Here is a 24,576-nt window from a genome sequence, read left to right on the forward strand (position 1 = left end):
CGCGGCGGGCGTGGAAAGGCGCGCCATGCTATCAGCGGCGGCGCAGTTCGATCGGCTGCTCCCACCACTCCTCGACGCTGCCGTCGCGGCCATGCAGGCGCAGGCCGAGCCAATGCGTACCCGGCGCCAATCCGCTGGCATCGAGTTCGGCGCGGAAGCCGACGTTGGGATGGCCCGGATCGGTGGAGATCTTCCAGAACGCGGTGATGTCGTAGTTCTCGCCGTAGCGGGCCTGCGCGGCGACCTTGCCGTCGAGCAGCACCTCGACCCGGGCGATGCCCACGCCGTCCTTGAACGCCCAGCCGGACACCGCGAAATGGGGCGCCACCTTGTCGCCCACCTCCGGCGCGTTGAACCAGGCCATTCCCGGCGTCGTGCACGGACCAGGCAAGCGCTGCGCCGGCAGCGCGAACAGCAGGAAGCGCTGGCTGCCGTGATCGCTGGATACCACCTTCGGCGGCGGCAACGGGCCGACCAGCTCGCAGACCGCGTGATAGCGCTGCAGCAGCAGCCGGTATTTCATGTCGCTGGGCGACAGCACCAGCAGCCGCGGCCCATCGCGCCGGCCGTCGCTGAGCAGGCCCCACTGGCGCAGCTGCGCGCTGCGCCCGTGCTTGTCGTTCAGCGGATGCGGCAGCACCTGGATGTCGGCATCGCCCAGCTCGAAACCGAGCTCGGCGCCGACCTTGAAATTGTCGGCCAGCACCTGGGTGCCCGCCGGCATCGCCGCCAGTTCGCGGCGTACCGCCGACGCCAGCGGCTTCCAGCCGGCGAAGTTGCGCGGGTAGTACTTGTCGCCGGCGGCATGCTCGCGCACCGCCGGCACCGACACCGCCAGGTAGTAGCCGAACGCGCCGACCAGGCCCAGCCCGGTCAGCAGCCAGGTCGCGCGGCGCAGCGGCTTCGGCCAGCCGTGGAGGATCACCGGCGCGGCGATCAGCAAGGCCAGGTAGCCCGGCAACGGCCAATGGAAACTGATGCGCTCGGCATCGGTGAAGAAACCGAGCAGGAAGATGCCCAGCGTGGACACGCCGCCGAGCAGGCCGAAATAGCGCCACTGCACGCGCGCGCCACCGCTGCCGCCGCCGCGCGTGGCCACCAGCGCCACTTTCCACATCGCCACCGCCAGCAGCGGCGTGACCAGCAGGCCCTGGATCAGCACGAAGGCGATGCCGCTGGGCTGGAAACTCCACGGATGCCGGTCGATCAGCTGGAACCTGACCCCGGCCTCGCCGTTGTCGGCGTTCCAGGCCAGCAACGGCAGCCAGGCGACGATGCCCATCGCCAGCGCCACCCACACCTGCGGATCGCGCAGCATGCGCCGGCCCTGCGGGATCAGCAGCAACGCGATCGCGCCGACCCCGATCACCCCGGCGAAGCGGTAATGGCTCAGCGCGCCCAGGGTCAGGCCCAGCGCCAGCTCCACCGCGCTCATCGCATCGATCTGGCGCAGCAGCCGCGCGCTGGCGTCCATGCACAGGATCGTCGCCAGCGCCATCGGCACGTCCGGCAGGGCGAGGATGCCGAGCGTGCCCGACAGCGGCATCAGCAAGGTCAGGCTGCCGGCACGCCAACCGGCCACCGCACCGAACCAGCGCGTGGCGATGCGCGCGATCAGCCACGGCATCGCCGCCGACACCAGCAGGAACGGCGCGCGCAGCGCCAGCAGGTGCTCGCCGCCCAGCGCCACGCCCAGCCGCGCCAGCCAGGCGGTCAGCCCGGGCAGATCCGAATAGGCGGCGGCCAGGTGCTGGCCTTCCTGCCAATAGAACGCCTCGTCGACGAACAACGGCAGGCGCGCGGCCACCAGCAGCTTGGCTGCGGTGACCAGCATCCACAGCACCATGAAGGTGGTGCGTGCACGTTGTTCGCCTTGCATTGCCTTTAGACTCCCCTAAACCGTTGCGAGAATGCGATGCCTACTCCGCCCCGCTTGCCGGAAATGCTAACCGATACGCTGCGCGAGGCGCTCGCGCAGGCCCAGCAGCAGGTCAATTCGCTGGTGTTGGGCAAGCCACAACAGGTGCGGCTGGCGTTTGTCGCGCTGTTGTCCGGCGGACATCTGCTGATCGAGGATCTGCCCGGGCTGGGCAAGACCACGCTGGCGCATGCGCTGGCCGCTAGCCTGGGATTGAGCTTCCAGCGCGTGCAGTTCACCTCCGACCTGCTGCCGGCCGACGTGCTCGGCGTGTCGGTGTACGACGCGCAATCGCGCCAGTTCCAGTTCCATCCCGGCCCGGTGTTCGCGCACGTGCTGCTCGCCGACGAGATCAACCGCGCGCCGCCGCGCACGCAGAGCGCGCTGCTGGAAGCGATGGCCGAACAGCAGGTCACGCTGGACGGCACCACGCATCCGCTGCCGGCGCCGTTCTTCGTCATCGCCACGCAGAATCCGGTGGACCTGTCGGGCACCTTCCCGCTGCCCGATTCGCAGCTGGACCGCTTCCTGCTGCGGCTGGCGCTGGGCTATCCCAACGCCGAATCCGAACGCGCGCTGCTCAGCGGCAGCGACCGCCGCGACCTGATCGCACAGGCGCGGCCGCTGCTCAGCGACACCGACATGGCCACGCTGCGGCACAGCGTGGAGCAGATCCATGCCAGCGACGCGCTGGTCGGCTACGTGCAGGCGCTGCTCGCGCGCAGCCGCCAGCATCCGGGCGTGCGCGTGGGCCTGTCGCCGCGCGCCGGCATCGCGCTGCTGCGCGCGGCCAAGGCGCACGCGCTGCTGCTGGGTCGCGCGCATGCGCTGCCCGAGGACGTGCAGGCGCTGTTCGTGGCGGTCGCAGAGCACCGCCTGGTGGCCGAACAGGAATCGGCCTCCGGGCAAGCGCTGGCCAAGGCGATCCTGCACAGCGTCGCGGTGGACTGACCCGAATGCGGGCACGGCTGCGCGAGTGGCGGCAGGCGCTGGCACGGCTGGCGCGGCCGCGCGATCCCGAGCCGCTGCCGGTGCGGCTGGACCGGCGCCGGATCTACATCCTGCCCACGCCGTTCGGCGGCTTCCTGGCGCTGCTGCTCGGCGCGATGCTGCTCGGCGCGCTGAACTACAACAACAACCCCGCCTTGCTGCTGGCGATGCTGCTCGGCGCGGCCGCCATCGCCAGCGCGATCGCGGCGCACCTGCAGCTGTCGGGACTGCGCCTGGACGCGCTGTCGGCCGAACCGGTCGCGGCCGGCACCCCGCTGCGGCTGCGCCTGGCGCTGGCCGCCGACGACGCCCGGCACCGCCGCGGCCTGCGCGTGGCGCATGCCGGCCGGCACACCTACATCGACCTGCACGGCGACGGCGCCAACGAAGCCGACCTGGAGCTGCCCACCGAACGCCGCGGCTGGCTCGACCTGCAGCGCATCCGCGTTTCCACCACCCAGCCGTTGGGCCTGCTGCGCGCCTGGGCTTGGTTCTGGCCGGACGCGCCGCTCCTGGTTTACCCGCAACCGGAACACGACGGGCCGCCGCTGCCGCACGGCGACGGCACCCCGACCCAGACCCGCCTGCACGCGCTCGGCGAAGAGCTGCACCAGTTGCGCCCGTACCGCGCCGGCGATGCGCCGCGCGCGATCTCCTGGAAGCACTCGGCGCGCCGCGACACGCTGCTGGTGCGCGAATACGAACGCCCGATCGGCGTGGACGTGGTGCTGGACTGGCGCACCCTGCCGGCGCTGCCCTACGAGCGCCGCATCGCGCGGCTGGCGCGCTGGGTCAACGAGGCCGAGCGCGACGGCCGCCGCTATCGCCTGCTGCTGCCGGGGCAGCCGCCGCTGGGTCCGGGCCGCGGCCCGCAACACCGGCACCTGTGCCTGCGCGCGCTGGCGCTGCTGCCGCATGGCTGAGCCGCGCTCGCCCGCGCTGAGCGACGCCAGCCGCCACTGGGCGCTCGCCGCAGGCCTGCTGTCGCTGCTGCCGCTGCTGCTGCAGTTGCCTGGCGCGCTGGCGCTGCTGTTCGCGGCGACCGCGCTGCTGATCGGCGCCAGCTCGGCATGGCGACCGCTGCCGGCCGCGCTGCGCCTGCTGCTGGTGGCGGCGATGCTGGCGGCGATCTACTGGCAGGTCGGCATGCGCTTCGGCCGCGACACCGGCTGCGCCATGCTCGCGGCGATGCTGGCGATCAAGCCGTCGGAACTGAAGACGTTGCGCGACGCGCGCAGCCTGCTCGGCTTCGCCCTGTTCGCGCCGTTCGCCGCGTTCCTGCTGGACCAGGGGCCGATCACGATGCTGCTCGGACTGGCCGCGGTGGTCGCCGCGCTGCTGTGCATGCAGCGCCTGGCCGACCAGGAAGGTCATAGCGCGGCGCCGCCGCTGCGCGGCCAGCTGCGCGGCGTCGGCCGGCTGCTGGCGCTGGGCCTGCCGCTGGCACTGGCCGCGTTCTGGCTGTTCCCGCGGCTGGGCTCGCCGCTGTGGGGCGTGCCCGAGCGCGCGCTGGCGCGGCCTGGCCTGTCGGACACGATGAGTCCCGGCCAGTGGCTGGACCTGATGGCCGACGACACCCCGGCGCTGCGCGTGCAGTTCTTCGGCCGCGTGCCCGCGCCGGCGCAGCGCTACTGGCGCGGGCCGGTGCTGTGGGATTTCGACGGCAGCACCTGGCGTGCGCAACGCGGCAACGACTACCTGCCGGCGCCGGCGGTGCAGGTCGGCGCGAACGCGTGGGACTACGAGATCGAGGTCGAGCCGACCGATCGCCGCCAACTGGTCGCGCTGGACCTGCCGCTGCAGGCACCCGAGGGCACCCGCCTTTCCGCCGACTACGTGCTGCACAGCGAGCGCCCGCTCGGGGCGCTGAGCCGCTGGCGCCTGCGCTCGGCGCCGCCGCTGCGCTTCGAGAGCGCGCTGACGCCGGCGCAGCGCCAGCGCGCGCTGGCGCTGCCGCCCGGCTACAACCCGCGCACCCTGGCGCTGGCCCGGCAATGGCGGCAACAGGCCGGCGCCGACGACGCCGCGATCGTGGCGCGCGCGCTGCAATGGATCCGCCGCGATTTCGCCTACACGCTGGAGACGCCGTTGCCCGGCCGCGACGGCGTCGACGAATTCCTGTTCCAGCAGAAGGCCGGCTTCTGCCAGCACTTCAGCTCCGCTTTCGTGGTGCTGATGCGCGGCGCCGGCATCCCCGCGCGCGTGGTCACCGGCTATGCCGGCGGCACCCGCAATCCGTTCGGCGACTACTGGGTGGTGCGGCGCATGGACGCCCACGCCTGGGCCGAAGTGTGGCTGCCGCAGCGCGGCTGGGTGCGCGTGGACCCGACCGCCGCGGTCGCCCCGGAACGCATCTACGACACGCTGGAAGACCGCCTCGGCAGCGCTGCCGGCACCCGGGGCGGCATCGCCGACTGGCAGTTGCGCGACGTCGGCGACTGGCTGCGCCGCGGCTGGAACGACCTGGTGCTGTCCTTCGACGCCAACCGCCAGCAGCGGCTGTTGAGCGAGCTGGGCATCGCCAAGCTGGAGCCGGCGCAACTGGTCGCCCTGTTCGCCGGCTTCGCCGCGTTGCTGCTGGGCTGGATGGCCTGGCTGCTGGCGCGCGGCGAGCGCGAGCGCGACCCGCTGCTGCGCGCCTGGCGCCGGCTGGGCCGGCGTTACGCCCGGCTCGGCCTGGGCCGCGAGGCGCACGAACCGGCCTTGACGTGGGCGCTGCGTGTACACCAGGTGATGGAGGCAAACGCGTTGCTTTCGCTCAGCCAACGTTTCGCTGATTCGCGCTACGCTGGCGCTGATTCGGACAGGGCTTCATTGTTGCGCGACCTGCGCAGGCACCGTCCGCACACCGGAGCATCTCGATGAAGATCCGATTGCTGTTCCCCGTCCTGGCCGTTCTCGCCCTGGGAGCCTGCGCGACCGCGCCCAAGCCGCTGCAAGGCCAATTCGCCACCGTCACCCCGCGCGACTCGGTCGCCGGCCAGCAGGTCGGTACCTCGGTGCGCTGGGGCGGCAAGATCATCCAGACCAAGCCCGGTCAGGGCCAGACCTGCTTCCAGATGCTGTCGCGGCCGTTGAGCGCCAGCGGCCGCCCGGACAGCGACTCGGCCGACGCCAGCGACGGCCGCTTCATCGCCTGCCGCTCCGGCTTCTACGACCCGGCGGTGTTCGAACCCGGTCGCGAGGTGACCTTCATCGGCCACGTCGCCGGCTACGAGAGCACCCGCATCGGCGAGTACGACTACCGCCTGCCGAAGATCGACGCCGACGTGGTTTACCTGTGGCCGGTGGTGCGCCAGGTCGACGTGGTGCCCGCCTACCCGTACGGCCCCTGGGGCCCGTGGGATCCGTGGGGTCCGCGCTGGGGCTGGGGCCGCGGCTGGTGGTAAGCCGCCCGCTGGCACGCGTTGTGCCATGATGGAGAAGAAAACGCCGCTGAAAAGCGGCGTTTTCCGTTTGCCCGGCAGCGCCGCGCGCCGGCCGCTCAGGGCGTGCCGAAGCGGCCCAGCGGCGCGCCGGCCAGCAGGTGCAGGTGCAGGTGGAACACGGTCTGCCCGGCATGCTCGCGGCAGTTCATCACCACCCGGTAGCCGTCCTCGGCCAGGCCCTGTTCGCGCGCATACGCGGCGGCGGCCAGCACCAGCTTGCCGACCAGCGGCGCCTGCTCCGGCGCCAGGTCGTCGAGGGTGGGAATCTCCACCTGCTTGGGAATGAACAGCACGTGCACCGGCGCCTGCGGCGCGATGTCCTTGAAGCCGAGCACGTCGTCGTTCTCGTACACGATGCTCGCGGGAATTTCGCGGCGGATGATCTTGCCGAAGATGGTGTCCATGGGCTGGCTCGCACAGCGGAAAGGGGCAGTCGTTATAGCCGAATTCGGCGGCACGCAGGCACTGCCGCGCGAGGCCCCTGCGTCGTCCTTCCTGGTGCTTGTTCCCGTGCACGCGCACAGGAGCGGTGCAACCTGACGACAGGCCCTACTCGCCTGCGCCGCCCCGCGGGACCTCGTTGCGGCTGCCGAACGCATGCGACAGCGTGCCGCGGTCCACGTATTCCAGTTCCCCGCCCAGCGGCAGGCCCTGCGCCAGCCGGCTCGGGCGTACCCCATGGCGGCGCGCCAGCTGCGCCAGATAGTGCGCGGTGGCCTCGCCCTCGACGGTGGAATTGGTGGCGATGATCAACTCGGCGATCTCGCCCTGCGCCAGCCGCGTCCCCAGCCGGTCCAGGCCGAGTTCGCGCGGGCCGACGCCGTCCAGCGGCGACAGCCGCCCCTGCAGGATGAAGTACAGCCCGCGGTAGCCGGTGGCGTGCTCGATCGCCAGGCGGTCGGCGGGCGACTCCACCGCGCACAGCTGCTGGCGGTCGCGGCCGGCGCTGGCGCAAATCGCGCACAGCTCGGTCTCGCTGAAATCGCGGCACTGCGTGCAGTGGCCGACCTTCTCCACTGCCTCGGCCAGCACGTTCGCCAGGCGCAGCCCGCCTTCGCGCTCGCGCTCGAGCACGTGATAGGCCATGCGCTGCGCCGACTTCTGGCCCACGCCCGGCAGGATCCGGAAGGCCTCGATCAGTTGTTCGAGCAGGGAAGACATGAATTCGGGAGTCGGACGTCGGGATCCGGGACCGGGACGCAGCGGCTTCGCTCTTGCCTTGGCGAATCCCCACTCCCCATTCCCGAATCCCGGCTGCTCAGAACGGCAGCTTCATCCCCGGCGGGATCGGCATGCCGGCGGTGGCCGCGCCCATCCGCGACTTGGACTCGGCGTCGATCTTGTTGGAGGCATCGTTGAAGGCGGCGGCGATCAGATCCTCGGCCATCTCCTGGTCGGAGAGGATGCTCGGATCGATCCGCACCTTGCGGCACTCCTTGGCGCCGGTCAGGGTCACGCTGACCATGCCGCCGCCGGCGCTGCCGGTGACTTCCAGCTGGGCCAGTTCTTCCTGGGCGCGCTGCAGGTTTTCCTGCATCTTCTGCGCCTGCTGCATCAATTGGGCGATGTTCCCACGCATGCTTGATTACTCTTGGTAGGGGCGGATGGAATCGGGCACGACCCGCGCGCCTTGCTGCTGGATCAGCGCTTGCACCGCCGGGTCGTGCAGGAACGCGGTCTCGGCCGCGCTCTGGCGCTCGCCGCGCTGCCGGTGCGAGCGCTCGTGCAGGGTCTCGGCATCGACCGCGATGCCGCTTTCGATCACGATCTTCGGTCGGCTGCCCAGCGCGTCGGCCAGCGCCGCGGCCAGTTCGCCGAGCGAGCGCTCGGACTGCAGGTATTCGAAGCCCGGCGACAGCGACAGCCGCAGCACGCCGTCGGCGTGGCTGACGAAGGCCGAGTTGGCCGCGAGCTGCCGCGACGGCCCGGTCAGGCCGCAATCGGCGACCAGTTCCAGCCAGTCTTCGGCCGCGTGCAGCACGCGCGGCGCGGCGTATTCGGTCGGCGTGCGCGCAGCGACGGCCAGCGGTGGCACCATCGCCATTTCCGGCTCCGCCGCGGGCGCGGGGACCGGCGCGACCGGCGCCATGGTCGCGGCGGGCGGCGTTGCCGGTGCCGGTGCCGCGGTTTCCCACGGCGGGTCGAGCACGGCGGGCGCCGCGACCGGTGGGGGCGCCGGTGCCGGCTTGTCTGCGACCGCGGCCGCTGTCGGCGCTGGCGCCATCATCGGTGCGGCGGGCGCAGGCATCGCGGCGACGGATGGCGTGGCGACGCTGGCCGCAGCGGCAGCAGGCGCCGCCGCCGGTGCGGCGGGCGCACGGCCTTCCGTCGTCGTCCCCGACCCGGATGCGGCCGGCAGCGGCGCCGCGCCCGCCGGGCGGAACGCCAGCATGCGCAGCACCGCCATCTCGAACCCGGCGCGCGGACTCGGCGCCAGGTACAGATCGCGGCGGCCGTTCAAGGCCATCTGGTACCACAGCTGCACGATTTCCGGACGCAGGCGCTCGGCGAACGGCGCCGGGTCCAGCCCGTCCAGGCCCGCCGCCGCCGCGCCCGGCACCAGCTGCCGCACCTGGATCCGGTGCAGCGCCTCGGCCAGCGCCTCCAGCACCCCGCCCCAGTCCGGCGAGAACTCGGCCAGCCCGGCGACCACCTGCAGCAGGCGCTGCCCGTCGCCATCGGCCAGCGCCTCGAGCATCGCCCCGACCTGGGTGCGGTCGACCGTGCCCAGCATCGCCCGCACCACGTCGTCGCGCAGCGCGCCGCCGGCGTAGGCGATGGCCTGGTCGAGCAGCGACAGGCCGTCGCGCAGGCTGCCGTCGGCGGCCTTGGCCAGCTGCACGATCGCCGAGGCATCGACCTCGATCTGCTCGGCGGCCAGGATCCTGGTCATCTGCCCCTGGATCTGCTCCTCGTCCAGGCGCTTGAGATTGAACTGCAGGCAGCGCGACAGCACCGTCACCGGCAGCTTCTGCGGGTCGGTGGTCGCCAGCAGGAACTTAACGTGCTCCGGCGGCTCTTCCAGGGTCTTCAGCAGCGCATTGAACGCCGCCTTGGACAGCATGTGCACTTCGTCGATCAGGTACACCTTGTACTTGCCGCGCGAGGGCATGTACTGCGCGTTCTCGATCACCTCGCGCACGTCGTCCACGCCGGTGTTGGACGCGGCGTCGATCTCCAGCAGGTCGATGTAGCGGCCGGCGTCGATGTCCAGGCACGCCGGGCACTGCCCGCACGGGTCGGCGCTGGTGCCCTGCTCGCAGTTCAGCGACTTGGCGAAGATCCGCGCGATGGTGGTCTTGCCGACGCCGCGGGTGCCGGTGAACAGGAACGCGTGGTGCACGCGCCCGCTGTCCAGCGCATTGGTGAGCGCGCGGACCACGTGCTCCTGCCCCACCAGCTCGGCAAAACGCTTGGGGCGCCACTTGCGGGCGAGAACGAGATAGGACATCAGGCAACCGTCTTCATCTGAACCGCCATTGTGCCATGTCGCGCCGCGTCGATCGTTCAGCGGCAGCCGCGACCGGCCCGCCGCCACTGGCCAGGACGGCGGCCGGCCAGCACGCTTCCGCGACCGGCAGCCGGCACTGGCGGCGCGTCCCCGCTTCCGCAGGCAGTTCTCCTTGTTAACGGGGCCCGCGACGGCTAGAATCCCGCCCCTGCCGTCGGCTACCTCGCGCCGGCAGGTCCGGAGAGGTGTCCGAGTGGTTGAAGGAGCACGCCTGGAAAGTGTGTAAGCGTCTAAACCGCGCTTCGGGGGTTCGAATCCCCCTCTCTCCGCCAGATTCGAATTGCGCTTCCCTCGCAGGGTTCCTTCGCCGCCGGCGAAAGAACTCAAAGGGAAAGACCGCGCCACGGCGCGGTTTCGTCTCTATGGTGGCCCCGTCGGCCCCTCGCGACGCTAGGTCGAAAACTCCGCCAGGGCCGGAAGGCAGCAACGGTATCGATCGACGCGGGCGCCGAGGTCAGCCGGCGGGGTCGCCACCCTAATTCTGCAACGCAGCCGCACGGGTCGATTCGACGCCTGTACAGATGGCGTTGTCCGCGCGAGCTATGGCCATGGATCGCATGGCGGCAATCCGCTCAAGTCCTGGCCAGTCATTGGCACCGGCCGTGGCGACGGCCCGGACATCCCCGCAACGGCAGCGCTCCCTCAGCGCGGTCAGCCGGCGGGGTCGCCACCCTAATTTCGCAGCGCAGCCGCACGGGCCGATTCGACGCCTGCTTGCGGCGTTCGCGCCTGCTGGTCCGCCGCGTCGCGGCCGACACCGCAGGCGCTATGTCTCCGGGTGCAACCAGCCGGCGTCGCCTTCGCGGTAGCGCTCGCGCTTCCAGATCGGCACCCGTGCCTTGACCTCGTCGATGACGTAGCGGCAGGCGCCGAAGGCGGCGTCGCGGTGCGCCGCGACCACGCCCACCCAGACCGCCAGGTCGCCGATCGCCAGGTCGCCGACGCGATGCACGCAACGCAGGTCGAGGATGTCGAAGCGGGCCAGGGCTTCGTCGGCGATGCGCCGGCCTTCGGCCTCGGCCAGCGCCGCATACGCCTCGTAGCGCAGGCCATCGACCGCGCGGCCATCGTTGTGGTCGCGCACCCAGCCTTCGAAACTGGCGTAGGCGCCGGCCTGCGCATGCGCCAGCGGCGCGCGCAGCGCGGCGATGTCGAGGGCGCTGTCGGCGAGATGGAAGCGGTGCGTGTCGGACATCGGTCAGCCTCCCGAGACCGGCGGAATGAACACCACTTCGCTGCCCTCGCGCAGCGCGTCGTCCCAGCCCACGAAGGCGCCGTCCACGGCCACGCGCAGGCGCTGCGAGGGCCAGCGCAGGCCGTGCCGCGCGTCGAGTTCGGCGTACAGCGCGCGCAGGTCGGCGGCCGCGGTCTGCACCTGTTCGCGCTCGATGCCCGCCGCCTCGCGCAGGCTGGCGAAATACAGCACGGTCACGCGCACGCTCATGCCGCGCTCCCGACGTCGCGCTTGCCGCCGCGCTTGCCGAGCAGCCGGACCGGGCCGATCGTCATCGCATGGGTCAGCGCCTTGCACATGTCGTAGACGGTCAGCGCGGCGACGCTGGCGCCGGTCAGCGCCTCCATCTCCACGCCGGTGCGGTGCACGGTGCGCACCGTGCATTCGATCCGCAGCACCTGCGGCGACGCCCAGTCGATCGCGAAGCGGCAGCCGTCGATCGGCAATGGATGGCAGAACGGGATCAGTTCGTGGGTGCGCTTGACCGCCATGGTGCCGGCGATCACCGCGGTGTCGACGATGCCGCCCTTGGCGCTGCGTAGCGCGTCGGCGCGCAATTGCGCGGCCACCGCCGCGGGAAAGCGTACCCGCGACTCGGCCACCGCGACGCGCGCGGTGACGGCCTTGGCCGAGACGTCCACCATCGTCGGCAGCCCCTGCGGGTCCAGATGGGTCAGCCGCTTGCGCGCCGCGACGGCGTAGTTGGCCTTTTCTTCGCTCATAGACTGCGCTGCCGCTCCCACGGCACCTTGCTCAGGCGGCGCCGGGAATCGGCGTGCCCTGGTGGAACAGCATGCGCCATTCGCCGTCGCGGCAGCGCCACAGCGAACTGCGCAGCGCATGCCGCACCGGCGCGCCGTCGCCATCGCGGCGCTCGCTGCGATAGCGCAGCTGCGCCAGATCCGGCGCCGGCAACCACGCCTGCAAATCGAACGCGCGATAGCGGACCGCGCCGGCCTCTGCCGGCAATGCCTGCAGCAACGCCTGTCTGTCGATGCTTCGCCCGGACGCGCCGAATTCGACGAACGCCTCGTCGAGCAGCGCCGACAACCGCGCCACCGAGGCGCGCGTCGCCGGCTCCAGCAATTCCAGCTCCAGCGCGAACAACCGCTGCTTCAGCGCCTCGTCCATTCCGCTCATCCGCCGATCAGGAACATCTCGACGTGCTTGCCGCGCGCCGCGCGCGCATCGCCGCGCAGTTCGCTGTAGCGGTCGCCGCGCTGGCCCCACAGCGCTCGCACGCGCTCGGCCAGCGCGTCCTCGCCGCCGGCCAGGGCCGGCTTGAGGTCGGTGCCGGCGGCGGCGAACAGGCAGGTGTAGAGCTGGCCGTCGGCCGACACGCGCGCGCGATGGCAATCGCCGCAGAACGGCGCGCTGACCGAACTGACGAAGCCGATCTCGCCGCCGCCATCGACGAAGGCATGGCGCGCCGCGACTTCGCCGACGTAGTGCGGATCGAGCGCGCGCAACGGCCAGCGTGCGGCGATGCGCGCATGCAGTTCGGCCGAAGGCACCACCCGTTCGCGGCGCCAGGCATTGCAGGTGCCCACGTCCATGTATTCGATGAAACGCAGCACGTGGCCGCTGCCACGGAAGTGCGCCAGCAGCGGCAGCACCTGGTCGTCGTTGATGCCGCGCTGGACCACGCAATTGATCTTCACCGGCCCCAGCCCGGCCGCCACCGCCGCGTCGATGCCGGCCAGCACCTGCGCCACCTCGCCGCGGTCACCGGACATGCGCCGGAAGGTCGCCGCGTCGATCGCATCCAGGCTCACCGTGACCCGGCGCAATCCCGCATCGCGCAGGGCCTGCGCGTGCCGCGCCAGCAGCGAACCGTTGGTGGTCATGGCCAGGTCGTCGAGACCGGGAATGCGCGCCAGGCGCCGTACCAGTTCGGGCAGGTCGCGGCGCAGCAGCGGCTCGCCGCCGGTCAGGCGCAGCTTGCTGACGCCGTTGCGCACGAAGCCGCGCACCAGCGTCTCGAGTTGTTCGAACGACAACCGCGAGGCCGCATCGAAGCCGTAGTCGTCGGGCACCTTGTCGGCCGGCATGCAGTAGCCGCAGCGGAAATTGCAGGCCTCGATCACCGACAGGCGCAGGTCGCGCAACGGCCGCCCCAGCCGATCCAACGGCGCGATGGGCGCGAGCGGCAGCGGCGGACGCAGGACGGCGCTCATGGCGCCGGCACCTGCGGCGCGCGCGGCGTCTGCAGCGCCACGCACTCGCCCGGCCGCGCGACGCGGTGGCCGCGCGCACGCAAGGCCTCGGCATCCTCGGCGCTGGCGTAGTGGTACAGCATCATGCGTTGCAGCAACTCGGCGGGATATTCCCGTTCCAGGTCATCCACCCCAGTATGCGACGGATTGCCGTGAAGGCCGCAGTCATGCGCGACCAGCTCGCCGTCGCCGGCATAACGGCTCAGCATTTCCGGGATCGGCCGGGTATCGCCGCTCCACACCAGCGCACCCTGCAGGCGCAGCCCGTAGGCGGTGTCAGGCCAGTGGTGGCGCACCGGGAACACCTCCAGCCGCACCCCGTCGTGCCAGAACGCATCGCCGACCGCGATCAGCTGGAACGCGTCCCAGAAATTGGCGCCGCCCTCGGCCAGCACGTTCGGGTAGTCGCCGATCCGGCGATGCAGCAGCGGCAGCACCGGCGCCGGCACGTAGACCCGCACCTTGCCGCGCCGCGCAGAGAAATAGGCGTCCACGAACAGCCGTTCGAACCCGGCCACGTGGTCCAGATGCACATGGGTCACGAACAGCGCCTGCGGCATCGCCGCATAGTGCGCCTGGTAGGCGCTCAGGCCTTCGCCGCCGCAGTCGATGCTCAGCCACGGCGCGCCATCGCGCTCGATCGTGGCCATCGGCGACCCCAATTCCACCGCCGACGCATTGCCGACGCCCTGGAAGCGCAGCGCCCAGGCCATCAGTAGCCCCGGTTCCAGGCCAGGTCGTAGGCGCGGCGCAGACGCGCGTAGTCCTTGTTGACCTCGTCCACGCTGCGCTCGCCGCGCAGCTTCAGCAGCGAGCGGTGCAGGCGCTTGAGGTTGCGCTCGCGCCAGCGCGTGGCCGGAATACGCAGCACGCCGCGGTCGAAATCGATCAGCCAGCCGCGGCCGTTGCCGTCGAACAGGATGTTGTGCGCGTTGAGATCGGCGTGATCCAGCCCGGCGCGGTGGAAGCGCGCGACCAGCCGCCCGGTCTCCTCCCACGGCGCGCCGCGCCCGGCGACATGCGCGCGGTCGGCCAGCGAGCGCACCCCTTCCAGCCTTTCCATCAGGATCGCGGCGCGGTAGCGCAGCCCCTGGCGCAGGTAGCAGGCGGCCAGCGGCCGCGGCACCGGCAGCTTGCGCGCGATCAACGCGCGCATCAGCCGGAACTCGGCGAAGCTGCGGGTGCGGTCGGCGCCGGACCACAGGTAGCGATCGCGGCTGAGCTTGGCGACCAGGCCGCCGCGCCGGTACTGGCGCAGCACGCTGGCGCCGAACGGGGCATCGACGAACCAGGCGCCGCCGCGGCCGCCCTCGTCCACCGGGCGCGCGCGCTCGGCCCAGTACGCGGCGGAGAACAGCGCCGGCTCGGCTTGCCGCAGCCGTTGGCGGTCGAACAGAATGGCGCCATAGCCGCGGCCCTCGCGGTACGGCGTCAGCGCTTCGGTGGCGTCGAATGCAACCATTCAGCGAGTCTAACAACACCATGGCAGCAACGCTCCCTTCGCTGTGCCTGTTGCGCCTGTCGGCGCTGGGGGACGTGACCCATGTGGTGCCGCTGGTGCGCACCCTGCAGCGCGCCTGGCCCGCCGCGCCGCCGCTGCACTGGATCATCGACAAGGCCGGGCACAGGCTGCTCGACGGCCTGCCCGGAGTGATTTTCCACGACTACGACAAGCGCAGCGGCCTGGCCGGCATGCGCGCGCTGCGCCGCGACCTGCCGGCGCAGGGCTTCGATGCGCTGCTGCAGATGCAGGTGGCGCTGCGCGCCAACGTGCTGTCCGCGTTCGTTCGCGCGCGCCGCCGCATCGGCTACGACCGCAGCCGCTCCAAGGACCTGCACGGCCTGTTCGTCAACGAGCGCATCCCCGACCGCTCCGGCATCCACGTGCTCGACGCGATCGGCAGCTTCTGCGAACCGCTGGGCCTGCGCCAGACCGAGGTGCGCTGGGACCTGCCGATCCCGGACGACGCGCACGCCTGGGCGCAGGCGCAATGGCCCGAGGACGGCCGCCCGGCGCTGCTGATCTCGCCCTGCTCCAGCCACGTGCGGCGCAACTGGTACGCCGACCGCTACGCCGCGGTCGCCGACCACGCCGCCGCGCAGGGCTGGCGGGTGGTGCTGTGCGGCGGGCGCAGCGACCTGGAGCGCAGCACGGCAGATGCCATCGTCGCGGCGATGCGCGCGCCGGTGCTGGACCTGGTCGGGCGCGACACGCTCAAGCAGCTGCCGGCGCTGCTGCAGCGCGCCGCACTGGTGATGACTCCCGACTCCGGCCCGATGCACATCGCCAATGCCGTGGGCAGCAAGGTGCTGGGCCTGCACGCGGCGAGCAACCCGCGCCGCAGCGGCCCGTATTCGGACACCCGCTACTGCGTGGACAAGTACGACGCGGCGGCGCGCAAGTTCCTCGGCAAACCGGCCGAACACCTGAAATGGGGCAGCAAGATCGAAGTCGACGCGGTGATGGCGCTGATCGGCGTGGACGACGCGATCGCCGCGTTCGAGCGCTACCGCACCGACCAGGGCATGTAAGCCGGCTTGTGCGCGGGCCGAGCACGGCCTTACCATTGCGCCTGCGCGTTCGCCACCGTTTCGGTCTGCGGACGCCGCCGTAAGCGTTTACGTCAAGCAACGCGCCAACCGCGCCGGATTCGTCCGGGGCCGTTTCCCGTCAGCGCCCCGGCGCGTGCGGGTGGCGCCTTTGCTTCGACCGGCTTACGGAGTTCGCACCATGTCCCGTTCCCCTCGGTTTTTCCCGCGCAAGCTGCATCCCCGCCATGCCGGCTGGGTGATGCCGCTGTTGTTGTCGATCCTGATGACCTGCGTGGTCTCGATGATCAGTACCCTGCGCACGGTCGGCCTGGCGCCGGGCGTGTACGCGCTGTGGCTGGGCGCCTGGGCGTTGTCGTGGCTGATCGCCTTCCCCACCCTGCTGCTGGCGTTGCCGCTGGTGCGCCGGCTGACCGCACTCCTGGTCGCCCGCGCCTGATCCACCCGTCCCTGGCCCGCACGGGCCGCACCGGGAGGCGGCGACGCCTCCCGGATGCTTCGCTCAGGACGTCGCGCCGCGGTAGTCCTGGTAGGACTTCTCTTCGACGTAGCTGGAGCCCAGCGCCAGGTTGATCTCCTTCTTGATCCGCGCGCGCTCGTCGTTCTCGTAGTACACGCTGCGGGCGAGCTTGATGAATTCCTCGTCGAAGGCCTGCGCCTTCTCCTTGATCCGGATCTCGTCCTCGATCACCCACAGGCGCTCGTTGACCGCCTTCAGCTCCAGGCGCAGGCGGGCGACGTCGCCGCTGGCGGCCGGATGCGCCATCCAGGTCTTTTCCAGCGCCGACAGCTCCGCGCGCACGTTGGCCAGCTTGGCCGCATCGCCGATGCGCTCGGACTTGATCTGCAGGATGGCGATCTTGTCGAGCAGTTCGCCGAAGGACACGGGGACGAGGATTTCGGACATGGGCACACCCAGGCGAGAGTTGAAAGGAAGTGTAACGAGCAGGCCTTAAAGCCATGTCGGCGCGGCCGCAGCCGCAGCCGTCAAAAACAAAAGGCCCCTGACGGGGCCTTCTGCAAAACTGGCGGGAAGGGGGGGATTCGAACCCCCGAGGCGCTATAAACGCCTGCCTGATTTCGAGTCAGGTACATTCAACCGCTCTGCCACCTTCCCGGGTGGTCCCCGGCGGACCGGGGGCGTGCATCATACGGTTCCCGCCGCGCGCGGACAAGCGCCGCGTCGCAAGGCGGCCTGGTCCCCACCCCCACACCGCCATGAACCCCGCCTGCCCCGCGGCGCGGCCGGCGATTGCCTGATGTCCGCTTGGCCGCGATGATGCCGTTTGAATGACAGGAAGCCGGGCCAGCCGCGGGCACGCAATGATCGAATTCGGACACCTCACCCACGTCGGCCTGCGCCGCGAACTCAACGAGGACACCTATTACGGCGACAACGAGCTCGGCCTGTGGCTGGTCGCCGACGGCATGGGCGGCCATGCCTGCGGCGAGGTCGCCAGCGCGCTGGCGCGCGAGGCCATCGTCCGCGAGGTGCGCGGCGGCACGCCGCTGGCGCAGGCGATCCGCATCGCCGACGAAGAGATCATCCGCGCCTCGCGCCGGCGCAACGACACCTTGCCGATGGGCACCACCGTGGTCGCCGCGCGCGTGCAGGGCAACCGCTTCGAGGTGGCCTGGGTCGGCGACAGCCGCGCCTACCTGTGGCGCGACGGCAAGCTGGCCCAGCTCAGCCAGGACCACAGCTACGTGCAGGAACTGATCGCGCAGGGCGCGCTGACCGCCGAGCAGGCGCGCGCGCATCCCCACCGCAACGTGGTCACCCAGGCGCTGGGCGTGACCGATCCGCTGCACCTCAACGTGGCCACGATGACCGGCGAACTGCGCCCGGGCATGCAGTTGTTGCTGTGCAGCGACGGGCTGACCGAGGAAGTGGACGACCCCGGCATCGCCGCCACGCTCGGCCACGACGACTGCAGCGCGCAGGAATGCGTGGACACGCTGGTGGCGGCCGCGCTGGACGGCGGCGGCTCGGACAACATCACCGCGATCCTGGTGCGCTGCCACTGAGCGCAGGCAGGCGGCGCGACCGGCGCCGGGCGCGAGCGCGGTAGCGGCAGGCCGGCGGCGGCATCGATGCCGCAGCGCGTGCCATCACAAGTAGCCGCGCGCCGCCGCTGCGTCAGTACGCGCGCGCGCTCCTACCGGGTCATGTCCCCGCTGCACCGACATGCCGAGATGGCCGTGCGGCGTCCCGGGTCATTGCCGCACGGACCGGCTCCGGCACCGACGTGGCGAACCTCGCCGACGCACGCCGACAAACGCCAGCACCCAGCGCCGCGGCGACTCAGCCAGCGACAGCCTCGGCCAGCGCCGGCTCGGCGGCGTCCCACAGCGCGCGCCCGGCCTTCTTGCGCATCTTTTCCAGCCGCGCCTGGTGCGCCTCCAGCTCCGACGCGGTCGGCAGCACACGCGGCCGCGGCAGCAACGTCGCCATGTCGAACACCGCGCGTTGACCGTCGGCGTGGTTGCCGCGCTCGTCGGCCAGGGCGAAGCCGATCTCCTCCTGCCCCGAGGTCAGCGCGATATAGACGTCGCTGAGGATCTGCGCATCGAGCAGCGCGCCGTGCAGTTGCCGGTGCGAGTTGTCCACGCCCAAGCGCTTGCACAGCGCGTCCAGCGAATTGCGCTGGCCCGGGAAGCGCTCGCGCGCCAGCAGCAGCGTGTCGATGACCGTGGCGCGGTCGAGGATGCGCCCGTAAGAGTCGCCCAGCCGCGACAGTTCGTAGTCGAGGAAACCCAGATCGAACGAGGCGTTGTGGATGATCAGCTCGGCGCCGTCGATGAACGCCAGGAACTCGTCCACCACCTCGTGGAATTCCGGCTTGTCGGCGAGGAATTCCAGGGTCAGGCCGGTGACTTCCTGCGCGCCGGGTTCGAAGTCGCAGTCCGGGCGCAGATAGCGGTGGAAGTTGCGCCCGCTGGGGCGGCGTTCGAGCAGTTCCACCGCGCCGATTTCGACGACGCGGTTGCCCTTCTTCCATTCCAGGCCGGTGGTTTCGGTATCGAGGATGATCTGACGCATGGGGCTCGCTGCAGGATGAGGCGTGGAAAGGATCAGGACGCGACCGCGGCGCCGCCGGCGCGCACCCGCAACGCCTGGTTGCGCGCCAGCACGTCCACCCGCTCGTTGTCCGGATCGCCGCTGTGGCCCTTGACCCAGCGCCAATCGATGGCGTGCCGCTGCGCGGCGGCATGCAGCCGCTCCCACAGGTCGCGGTTCTTGACCGGGTCGCCGCCGGCGGTCTTCCACTGCCGACGCACCCAGCCCGGCATCCATTCGGTGATGCCCTGGCGCACGTACTGCGAATCGGTATGCAGCACGATCTGGCACGGCTCGCTGAGCGTTTCCAGCGCCATGATCGCGGCCATCAGCTCCATGCGGTTGTTGGTGGTGTGCGCCTCGGCGCCGGCGACTTCGCGCTCCAGGCCCTTGTAGCGCAGCAGCGCGGCCCAGCCGCCGGGGCCGGGATTGCCGAGGCAGGCGCCGTCGGTGTGGATATCAACAGTCTTCATGTACGTCCAGGAATCAGATGGAGGCGGTCGAACCGCGCCAGCGTACCGGCGCGCGCAACGGAATGGGGCCGATGCCGGCGGCGGTGCGCTTTTCCGCCTGCAGCAGGCACACCGCGCGCAGCGGCGCGCCGGAGGTCGCCGAGCCAACGCCGCCGCGGGTCGGCCACACCGGGCCCAGGTAGCGCAGCGGATCGGTGCACGGTAGCCCGGCCTGCTCCAGCAGCCCGCGCCAGCTGCCCGGCGGCCGAGCCACCAGGCCCTGGCGGCGCCAGCGCAGCCGGTACGGGCTCACCGCATTGAGCGCGAACAGCCAGATCCGGCCGCCCGGCAGCAGCACCCGCTCGCATTCTTCCAGCAGCGCCGCGGCGTCGGCGCCGAGCACGTGCTGCAGCACGATCGCGTTGACGCTTTCCGAAGGCAGCGGCAGCGGCAGCGTGCACACCAGGTCGCCGGCGTAGCCGCGCGCGGTGCGGTGCAGGCGCACGCCGCGCCCCGGCAGCTCGCGCGCCAGCGGCGCGAACGGCACCGGCGCCAGCCACAACCAGGGCTGCGCGGGGCGTCCGAGCAAGGCGTCGAGGATCAACGGCTGCTCGGCCTGGAGCAGCTTTTGCGCCACCGCCGTATCAAACCAGGATGAGACGGCGGCTTGACGGGGGAACGGGGTGGCAGGCATGGTGCCAATTCTATGCGACTGATCGCCCTGCCCGCATTCCAGGATAACTACATCTGGGCGATCGCCGCCGCGGATGGCCGCGCCGTGCTGGTCGACCCGGGCCAGGCCGAGCCGGTGTTCGACGCCGCCGCGCAAGGGCTGCAACCGGCCGCGGTGCTGCTGACCCACCATCACGACGACCACATCGGCGGCGTGGCGGCGCTGCGCGAGCGCTGGCCGGACCTGCCGGTGTACGCCCCGGCGGACGAGCCGCGGATCCCGTTCGCCAGCCAGCGCGTCGGCGACGGCGATGGGGTCCAGCTGTTGCAATGGGAGTTCCAGACGCTTTTCGTGCCGGGGCATACCCGCTCGCACGTGGCCTATGTCGGCCACGGCCATCTGTTCAGCGGCGATACGCTGTTCAGCCTGGGCTGTGGACGCATGTTCGAAGGTACGCCCTCCCAGATGTTGGGTTCGCTGCAACGGCTGGCCGCCCTCCCCGGCGCCACGCTGCTGTGTTGCGGACACGAATACACCCTGGCCAATGCGGCATTCGCCGTCACGGTCGATCCCACCAACGCTGCCTTGCGGCAGCGCCATCAGGAAGTCCAGGCCATGCGTCATGCTGCCCGTCCCACTGTTCCCGTCAGTCTCGCCAGCGAAGTGGCGACCAATCCGTTCCTGCGCACCGCCTCGGCGGCGATCCAGCAGGCGGTCGGCGCCCGGCTCGGCCGCGACGCCCAGGACGAAGTGGAAGTATTCGCCGAATTGAGGCGCTGGAAAGACGATTTCCGCGCATGAGGTCGCTGCTTTTGACGGCGGCGCTGACGTTGGCGATCGCCTCGACAGCCCCCTCCGCGAGCGCGGCGGCCCCCATCGGTGCGGCGCTGGAGCAGACCGTCGCCGGACTGAACGTGTTGCCGATGGACGCCGCGGCGCTGCCGCCGGCGACCACGCGTAACGGCCACACCATCCTCGCCAGCTTCCGCGACGGCCTGGCGGACGCGCAATGCGACGGCGGCGCCACCGATGCGCGCTGGAAGCAGCAGTTCGCACGCGCGCCGGCGCGGCTGGCCAACGAGGACGAGGACGTGCTGCCGCTGTTCGGCTACGTGGTGGACGAATTGCGCGCCGCCGACCTGCCGACCGAATTCGCGCTGATCCCGTTCGTGGAAAGCGGCTACCGCCCCGCCGCGCGCAACAGCGGCGGCCCGGCCGGCCTGTGGCAGTTCATCGCCGATACCGCCCGCAACCACGACGTGCCGGTCGAAGGCGGCTACGACGGCCGCCTGTCCGCGGTGGATTCCACCCGCGCCGCGGTGCGCTACCTGAAGACCTTGCACGGCATGTTCGGCGGCGACTGGCGCCTGGCGATCATGGCCTACAACGCCGGCGAATACCGCGTGCTGCAGTCGATGCGCCGCGCCGGCATGAACGCGCAGAACGCGCAGCCGGCCAAGTTGCCGGGGCTGTCGCCGATCACCTATGCCTACGTCGAGAAGCTGCACGCGCTGGCTTGCGTGCTGGAGCAGGCGCAGACCCGCGACGAATGGATGGCCTCGCTGGACCGCGAGGTGCCGATCCTGCAGGCGCGCACCCTGCCCGCCGGCATGGCGCTGGACGAGTGGGCGCGGCAGCAGGCGCTGCAGGGCAACCAGGTCGCGCGACTGAATCCGGCGCTGGGCAGCGTGCGCAATAAAAAGCGCGCGCTGCCGGTGCTGGCGCCGGTCGGCAGCGGCGGCAGCGCCGCCACGGCCGCTGCCGATGCCATGGCGGCGGCGGCGCAACCGCAGCAGGCCGAAGCGCCGGCGACGCGCGCCGTCGCCAGCATCGCCGAGCCCACGCCGCCGCGCATTCGTTCGCGCACGCCATCGGCGCGCCGCACCCACACGGTCCGCGACGGCGACACCGCCTGGACCATCGCCAAGCGCTACGGCATCACCGTGCAGACGCTATTGGCGAAGAACGGCCTGTCCGCGCGTAGCGTGCTGCGCCCGGGCATGGTGCTGAGCTACGAGGAATAGCCGGCCTCCCGCTGCGGCGGGGCGCGGCGAGATCGCGACAACGGCACCGGCAGCGCTGTCGATGTCGGCCAGCTCAAGCTGGCTACTTGTGGGAGCGACTTCAGTCGCGACGGGCTTCACCGGTAAAGCCTGTCGCGACTGAAGTCGCTCCTACAGCATTGCGAACTCCCGGGAGAAAAGCTGGAGGTCTCAAGCGCTCCCACATTGGCCGACGCCGCAGCTGATCGCGCAACGCACCAGTGCGCATCCGACTGCCCTGGCGCCCAGAGCGCAGGATCCAGAAACGAACAAGCCCGGCAGTGCCGGGCTTGTTCGCATCATGCATTGGCCAGCGGCAGTTACAGATCCGCTTCCTGCACGCTGACCTTGTAGCGCTTGCGCATCGCGTCGATGTAGGCCTTCGCCGCGGCGGCGCCTTCGATCTGGCCCAGCTGCTGCTTCAACGTCGCCTGCTGCTCCGCCGGCACCTTGCTCAGGTCACCCGGGTTCACCTTGTTGAGCACGAACAGCGCGTAGCGCTTGGCACCGCCCGGCACGCCGTTCGCCGACAGCTCGACCTTGCCCACCGACGGCTTGCCCGCGGCCGGCAGCGGCGCGCTGAAGATCGCGCGGTTGGCTTCCGGGCTCGGCATCGGCACGGTGCGCGGCAGCCCCGGCATCGGGTTGATCTGCAGCTTCTCCGGGCCGGCCAGCGCCTGCAGCGTTTCGCCCTTGCGCAGCTTCTCCAGCAGCGCGTCGGCCTTCGCCGCGGCCGCCTTGGCGGTGCGATCGGCATGCACCGCGGCCACCACCTGCTCGCGCACCTTGGCCAGCGGCTGGGTCTGCTCGGGCAGGTGCTGGGTGACGCGGATCAGCACGCTGTGGTTCGGGCCCAGGTTGATCGGATCGCTGACCGTGCCGTCCTGCACCAGCGTGTCGGAGAACGCCGCGCGCAGCACCGCCGGCTGCGCGGCGACGCCGCTGGCGTCGGCGCGCGAGAACGGCCCCAGGGTCTGCACCGGCAAGCCGACGTCCTTGGCCGCCGGCGCCAGCGCGGTCGGGTTCTTCAGCACCAGATCGACCAGCTTGCCGCTCAGATCGCTGTAGACCTTCTCGTTGTCGGCCTGCAGCTGCTCGCCGGCCAGTTGGTCGCGCACCTGCTCGAAACTCTTGCCCTGGCCGCCCTTGATCTCGCGCAGCTGGATCACGTGGTAGCCGAACTCGCTCTTCACCGGGCCGACGATCTCGCCGGCCTTCATCGCGAACAAGGCGTCCTCGAACGGTTTGATCATCACGCCCCGCTCGACCCAGCCCAGGTCGCCGCCGGCGTTCTTGGAACCCGGGTCCTCGGAATTGGCGCGGGCCAGCGCGGCGAAATCGGCGCCGGGCTGCTTGGCTTCGGCCGCGAGCTTGGCGGCCTTGGCCTCGGCGGCCTTCTGCGACGCGGGATCCTTGCCGGCGCTGATCAGGATGTGCGAGGTCAGGCGCTGATCGGGTTCGACGAAGCGGGCCTTCTCGTCCTCGTAGCGCTTGCGCAGCGCCGCCTCGTCGGCCGGCTTGGCCGGCGGCAGCTTGCTCGCGTCCAGCTCGACGTATTCGATCGACACCCGCTCCGGCTGCTTGAAATCGGCCTGGTGCGCGTCGTACCACTGCTGCACCTGCGCGTCGCTGACCGGGGTGGTGTCGGCCGGCTGTTCCGGCAACAGCGCCAGGTCGACGTCGCGGGTCTCGCCGAGCATCTTCAGCAGGCGCTCGGTTTCCTGCTTGGTCGCGAACGCCGATTCCATCAGCGCGGACGGGATCAACGACTGCTGCAGGCCATCGCGCACCAACTGGTCGAACATCGCCGGCGTGCGCGGCGGGGTGCCCGAGGCCAGCGCCAGGCGGTAGCGCTCCGGATCGAACTTGCCGTCGTTCTGGAACGCCGGAATGGTGGCGATGTAGTCGCGAACCGCGGCATCGCCGACCACCACGTGCGCCTGCTCGGCGGCCAGCTTCACCACCTGCTCGTCGATCAACTGGTCGAGCACCTTGCGCTTGTTGTCGGCGCTCTCGAACTCGCGCGGATCGAAGTTCTCGCCCTGCTGCTCGCGCTCCCGCTGCCGCGCTTCCTCGAAGCGCGCACGGAACTGCTCGGTGCTCACCTCGTGGTGACGCCACAGCAGCGAGGCCGGCCACCACGACGGTGCCGACGACCACCACGACGGCGGCGCCTGGATCTTGGCGACGTTGTTGGCACCGACGCCACCGAGATAACTGCTGTCGATGACGAACAGGAACGGAATCATCAACAGGCCGATGATCGCGGTGGCGATCCAGCCCGAGGTCTTTTCGCGGAGTTTCTGCAGCATTGGTTGGGAACCGAGGCCTGTTGGCGAGCCGCGCAGTTTAACCCGCTTCACGCCCTGCGGCGGAATGGCGTGCCGCGCGGCCTGCGCCCGCATGGAATCCGCGGCCCGCTTTGGGGGGGGCGCCGGCAACGCACTCCGGAAAAAAAGAAACCCCCGATCGCTCGGGGGTTTCGCGTACAAAACTGGCGG

Annotated in this window: 26 protein-coding genes, 2 tRNA genes and 1 other RNA gene; 11 read left to right on the plus strand and 18 right to left on the minus strand. The window is 71.0% G+C overall.

Annotated elements, in window-relative coordinates:
- Nucleotides 1–31: 31 nt before the first annotated feature.
- The gene (locus H9658_RS08280; RefSeq protein ID WP_191825025.1) at nucleotides 32–1,879 is read right to left on the minus strand and encodes an ArnT family glycosyltransferase; all 1,848 of its coding nucleotides are present in this window, start codon (nucleotides 1,877–1,879) and stop codon (nucleotides 32–34) included.
- 36 nt (nucleotides 1,880–1,915) lie between these two features.
- Between H9658_RS08280 and H9658_RS08285 the strand changes: the two genes are divergently transcribed.
- Genes H9658_RS08285 through H9658_RS08300 form a run of 4 tightly spaced genes read left to right on the plus strand, consistent with a single transcriptional unit; the run spans nucleotide 1,916 to nucleotide 6,297 of the window.
- Nucleotides 1,916–2,869, plus strand: coding sequence for an AAA family ATPase (locus tag H9658_RS08285; RefSeq protein ID WP_191825026.1), 954 nt, complete (start codon nucleotides 1,916–1,918; stop codon nucleotides 2,867–2,869).
- A 5-nt stretch (nucleotides 2,870–2,874) separates the two neighbouring features.
- Nucleotides 2,875–3,831 carry a DUF58 domain-containing protein gene (locus tag H9658_RS08290; protein ID WP_191825027.1) on the plus strand — a complete coding sequence of 319 codons (957 nt, stop codon included), beginning with the start codon at nucleotides 2,875–2,877 and terminating at the stop codon, nucleotides 3,829–3,831.
- Complete coding sequence (locus H9658_RS08295; RefSeq protein WP_191825028.1) at nucleotides 3,824–5,773, plus strand: transglutaminase family protein; 1,950 nt, start codon at nucleotides 3,824–3,826, stop codon at nucleotides 5,771–5,773. The genes H9658_RS08290 and H9658_RS08295 overlap by 8 nt, the downstream gene beginning before the upstream one ends.
- Nucleotides 5,770–6,297, plus strand: a complete 528-nt coding sequence (locus H9658_RS08300) for a Slp family lipoprotein (RefSeq protein ID WP_179570652.1) — start codon at nucleotides 5,770–5,772, stop codon at nucleotides 6,295–6,297. Before H9658_RS08295 ends, H9658_RS08300 begins: the two co-directional genes overlap by 4 nt.
- Nucleotides 6,298–6,392: 95 nt before the next feature.
- On the opposite strand, the gene H9658_RS08305 is transcribed toward H9658_RS08300, so the two are convergent.
- From H9658_RS08305 to dnaX, 4 genes are all read right to left on the minus strand, one after another.
- The gene (locus H9658_RS08305) at nucleotides 6,393–6,740 is read right to left on the minus strand and encodes a histidine triad nucleotide-binding protein (RefSeq protein ID WP_003479777.1); all 348 of its coding nucleotides are present in this window, start codon (nucleotides 6,738–6,740) and stop codon (nucleotides 6,393–6,395) included.
- 145 nt (nucleotides 6,741–6,885) lie between these two features.
- A complete protein-coding gene (gene recR / locus H9658_RS08310; RefSeq protein WP_179570651.1) occupies nucleotides 6,886–7,497 on the minus strand; it encodes a recombination mediator RecR in 612 nt (203 codons plus the stop codon).
- Between the two features lie 97 nt (nucleotides 7,498–7,594).
- Entirely contained in the window at nucleotides 7,595–7,915 is a 321-nt protein-coding gene (locus H9658_RS08315; protein WP_003479775.1) for a YbaB/EbfC family nucleoid-associated protein, read from the minus strand.
- Nucleotides 7,916–7,921: 6 nt separating this feature from the next.
- Entirely contained in the window at nucleotides 7,922–9,787 is a 1,866-nt protein-coding gene (gene dnaX / locus H9658_RS08320) for a DNA polymerase III subunit gamma/tau (RefSeq protein WP_191825029.1), read from the minus strand.
- 239 nt (nucleotides 9,788–10,026) lie between these two features.
- Between dnaX and H9658_RS08325 the strand changes: the two genes are divergently transcribed.
- Together H9658_RS08325 and ffs are read left to right on the plus strand one after the other, a co-directional pair.
- Nucleotides 10,027–10,119: transfer RNA gene (locus H9658_RS08325), tRNA-Ser, on the plus strand.
- 99 nt (nucleotides 10,120–10,218) lie between these two features.
- An RNA gene (ffs, locus tag H9658_RS08330) (signal recognition particle sRNA small type) lies at nucleotides 10,219–10,315 on the plus strand.
- Nucleotides 10,316–10,613: 298 nt separating this feature from the next.
- Here the strand turns inward: ffs and H9658_RS08335 are convergent.
- Genes H9658_RS08335 through H9658_RS08365 form a run of 7 tightly spaced genes read right to left on the minus strand, consistent with a single transcriptional unit; the run spans nucleotide 10,614 to nucleotide 14,759 of the window.
- A complete protein-coding gene (locus H9658_RS08335) occupies nucleotides 10,614–11,042 on the minus strand; it encodes a molybdenum cofactor biosynthesis protein MoaE (RefSeq protein ID WP_179570649.1) in 429 nt (142 codons plus the stop codon).
- A 3-nt stretch (nucleotides 11,043–11,045) separates the two neighbouring features.
- A complete protein-coding gene (locus tag H9658_RS08340) occupies nucleotides 11,046–11,291 on the minus strand; it encodes a MoaD/ThiS family protein (RefSeq protein ID WP_003468589.1) in 246 nt (81 codons plus the stop codon).
- A complete protein-coding gene (moaC, locus tag H9658_RS08345) occupies nucleotides 11,288–11,803 on the minus strand; it encodes a cyclic pyranopterin monophosphate synthase MoaC (RefSeq protein ID WP_179570648.1) in 516 nt (171 codons plus the stop codon). Before moaC ends, H9658_RS08340 begins: the two co-directional genes overlap by 4 nt.
- Nucleotides 11,804–11,834: 31 nt before the next feature.
- Entirely contained in the window at nucleotides 11,835–12,212 is a 378-nt protein-coding gene (locus tag H9658_RS08350; RefSeq protein ID WP_179570647.1) for a nuclear transport factor 2 family protein, read from the minus strand.
- 5 nt (nucleotides 12,213–12,217) lie between these two features.
- Complete coding sequence (gene moaA, locus H9658_RS08355) at nucleotides 12,218–13,258, minus strand: GTP 3',8-cyclase MoaA (protein ID WP_179570646.1); 1,041 nt, start codon at nucleotides 13,256–13,258, stop codon at nucleotides 12,218–12,220.
- The gene (locus H9658_RS08360; RefSeq protein WP_191825030.1) at nucleotides 13,255–14,010 is read right to left on the minus strand and encodes an MBL fold metallo-hydrolase; all 756 of its coding nucleotides are present in this window, start codon (nucleotides 14,008–14,010) and stop codon (nucleotides 13,255–13,257) included. The genes moaA and H9658_RS08360 overlap by 4 nt, the downstream gene beginning before the upstream one ends.
- Nucleotides 14,010–14,759: a 3-deoxy-D-manno-octulosonic acid kinase gene (locus H9658_RS08365; protein WP_179570644.1), complete on the minus strand. Its 750-nt coding sequence runs from the start codon at nucleotides 14,757–14,759 to the stop codon at nucleotides 14,010–14,012. Before H9658_RS08365 ends, H9658_RS08360 begins: the two co-directional genes overlap by 1 nt.
- Before the next feature lie 20 nt (nucleotides 14,760–14,779).
- Here H9658_RS08365 and H9658_RS08370 point away from each other — a divergent pair, with 20 nt between their 5' ends.
- Together H9658_RS08370 and H9658_RS08375 are read left to right on the plus strand one after the other, a co-directional pair.
- Nucleotides 14,780–15,829: a glycosyltransferase family 9 protein gene (locus tag H9658_RS08370; RefSeq protein WP_191825031.1), complete on the plus strand. Its 1,050-nt coding sequence runs from the start codon at nucleotides 14,780–14,782 to the stop codon at nucleotides 15,827–15,829.
- Nucleotides 15,830–16,028: 199 nt separating this feature from the next.
- The gene (locus H9658_RS08375; protein ID WP_179570642.1) at nucleotides 16,029–16,286 is read left to right on the plus strand and encodes a DUF2798 domain-containing protein; all 258 of its coding nucleotides are present in this window, start codon (nucleotides 16,029–16,031) and stop codon (nucleotides 16,284–16,286) included.
- A gap of 63 nt (nucleotides 16,287–16,349) precedes the next feature.
- Here H9658_RS08375 and H9658_RS08380 read toward each other — a convergent pair whose 3' ends face one another.
- Together H9658_RS08380 and H9658_RS08385 are read right to left on the minus strand one after the other, a co-directional pair.
- Nucleotides 16,350–16,754 (minus strand): DUF6165 family protein, encoded by a 405-nt coding sequence (locus H9658_RS08380; protein WP_191825032.1) that lies wholly within the window; start codon nucleotides 16,752–16,754, stop codon nucleotides 16,350–16,352.
- 119 nt (nucleotides 16,755–16,873) lie between these two features.
- Nucleotides 16,874–16,964: transfer RNA gene (locus H9658_RS08385), tRNA-Ser, on the minus strand.
- 206 nt (nucleotides 16,965–17,170) lie between these two features.
- On the opposite strand from H9658_RS08385, the gene H9658_RS08390 reads away from it, so the two are divergent.
- Nucleotides 17,171–17,875: a PP2C family protein-serine/threonine phosphatase gene (locus H9658_RS08390; RefSeq protein WP_145701570.1), complete on the plus strand. Its 705-nt coding sequence runs from the start codon at nucleotides 17,171–17,173 to the stop codon at nucleotides 17,873–17,875.
- A gap of 277 nt (nucleotides 17,876–18,152) precedes the next feature.
- On the opposite strand, the gene dnaQ is transcribed toward H9658_RS08390, so the two are convergent.
- From dnaQ to H9658_RS08405, 3 genes are read right to left on the minus strand one after another with little or no spacing between them, the layout of a single operon-like run.
- Nucleotides 18,153–18,890, minus strand: coding sequence for a DNA polymerase III subunit epsilon (gene dnaQ / locus H9658_RS08395; RefSeq protein ID WP_179570640.1), 738 nt, complete (start codon nucleotides 18,888–18,890; stop codon nucleotides 18,153–18,155).
- 32 nt (nucleotides 18,891–18,922) lie between these two features.
- Nucleotides 18,923–19,381 carry a ribonuclease HI gene (gene rnhA / locus H9658_RS08400; RefSeq protein WP_179570639.1) on the minus strand — a complete coding sequence of 153 codons (459 nt, stop codon included), beginning with the start codon at nucleotides 19,379–19,381 and terminating at the stop codon, nucleotides 18,923–18,925.
- A 13-nt stretch (nucleotides 19,382–19,394) separates the two neighbouring features.
- Nucleotides 19,395–20,054: a class I SAM-dependent methyltransferase gene (locus H9658_RS08405; RefSeq protein ID WP_179570638.1), complete on the minus strand. Its 660-nt coding sequence runs from the start codon at nucleotides 20,052–20,054 to the stop codon at nucleotides 19,395–19,397.
- A 12-nt stretch (nucleotides 20,055–20,066) separates the two neighbouring features.
- On the opposite strand from H9658_RS08405, the gene gloB reads away from it, so the two are divergent.
- Together gloB and H9658_RS08415 are read left to right on the plus strand one after the other, a co-directional pair.
- The gene (gene gloB, locus H9658_RS08410; RefSeq protein ID WP_191825033.1) at nucleotides 20,067–20,834 is read left to right on the plus strand and encodes a hydroxyacylglutathione hydrolase; all 768 of its coding nucleotides are present in this window, start codon (nucleotides 20,067–20,069) and stop codon (nucleotides 20,832–20,834) included.
- The gene (locus tag H9658_RS08415; RefSeq protein WP_191825034.1) at nucleotides 20,831–22,057 is read left to right on the plus strand and encodes a lytic transglycosylase domain-containing protein; all 1,227 of its coding nucleotides are present in this window, start codon (nucleotides 20,831–20,833) and stop codon (nucleotides 22,055–22,057) included. Before gloB ends, H9658_RS08415 begins: the two co-directional genes overlap by 4 nt.
- Nucleotides 22,058–22,395: 338 nt before the next feature.
- Here H9658_RS08415 and H9658_RS08420 read toward each other — a convergent pair whose 3' ends face one another.
- On the minus strand, nucleotides 22,396–24,387 hold the full coding sequence (locus tag H9658_RS08420; protein WP_191825035.1) for a peptidylprolyl isomerase: 1,992 nt from the start codon (nucleotides 24,385–24,387) through the stop codon (nucleotides 22,396–22,398).
- Nucleotides 24,388–24,576: the final 189 nt, after the last annotated feature.

Source organism: Xanthomonas bonasiae (assembly GCF_014836395.1).
GTDB lineage: Bacteria > Pseudomonadota > Gammaproteobacteria > Xanthomonadales > Xanthomonadaceae > Xanthomonas_A > Xanthomonas_A bonasiae.